This is a genomic window from Vibrio sp. 1401, assembly GCF_033340295.1.
The window spans coordinates 1-617 of record NZ_JAWOWF010000521.1; the positions used below are offsets into that span (position 1 = coordinate 1).

Here is a 617-nt window from a genome sequence, read left to right on the forward strand (position 1 = left end):
CGCCGCCCACGCAAGTTTCCACACAAGCGGGTAACAAACCTTGTTCTAAGCGGTGTGCACAGAAGGTGCATTTGTCAGCGGTGAGCGTGTCTTCATTGATAAAACGCGCATCGTAAGGGCAGGCTTGTACACAGTACGCGCACGCTACGCAGCGACTGTTATCCACCATGACGATGCCATCTTCTCGCTGAAAGGTTGCTTGAACGGGACAAACGGCTACGCACGGCGGGTTATCGCAGTGATTACAAAGCCGAGGCAGCATAAAGGCCTTTGCTTCTTGTGTGGTTGTGGAACCGTCATTGAGCGTGACTTCGTATTGTTTCACTGTGGTTCGAAACTGACCGATTGGCGCTTGGTTTTCAATACTGCAACCTACGGTGCACGCTTGGCAGCCGACGCATTTACGTAAATCGATCACCATGGCGTAACGTTTTCCGACTTGTCCTTTTCGGTTGGCGGATTGATTGTTGCGAATAACATTGCCCGCGGTTGCGGTGCCAATACCTGCAATTGGGATTAACGCGGCACCCACTGTAATGGCGCTAAGAAAGCGACGTTTGGTGGAATCCATAACTCACCTGCTGTTAGTTGAATTTGAACTGACTGATTCCATTGTG

General features: G+C 50.9%; 1 protein-coding gene. It reads right to left on the minus strand.

Annotated features, from left to right (window positions below):
* On the minus strand, window positions 1-571 hold a 571-nt coding region (locus tag R7Z77_RS26605), incomplete at its 3' end, for a 4Fe-4S dicluster domain-containing protein (RefSeq protein WP_318137203.1).
* Window positions 572-617: the final 46 nt, after the last annotated feature.